Annotated in this window: 1 rRNA gene; it reads left to right on the top strand. The window is 53.3% G+C overall.

What is annotated here, in order from left to right:
- Positions 1–167: 167 nt before the first annotated feature.
- Positions 168–255, top strand: a 23S ribosomal RNA gene (locus IB242_RS20905); the annotation flags it as partial.

Below are 255 nucleotides of genomic sequence, written 5' to 3'. Positions count from 1 at the left end.
TCTTTTAAAACTTGGAATGTAGCGAGCGTTTGAGATTATCCATCTCGACGTGTCGTTGAGGCTAAGGCGGGGACTTCGAGTCCCTAAAAATTGAGTCGTATGTTCGCGTCGTTGGATTTGTACCCCACCGACACGGCATGTAACTCCGAGGCGACTTGGGGTTATATGGTCAAGCGAATAAGCGCACACGGTGGATGCCTTGGCGGTCAGAGGCGATGAAGGACGTGACAGCCTGCGAAAAGCGCGGGGGAGCTG

This window comes from Xanthomonas sp. XNM01 (genome assembly GCF_014851915.1).
Taxonomy (GTDB): Bacteria; Pseudomonadota; Gammaproteobacteria; order Xanthomonadales; family Xanthomonadaceae; genus Pseudoxanthomonas.
This window is presented reverse-complemented; position numbering and strand designations above follow the sequence as displayed.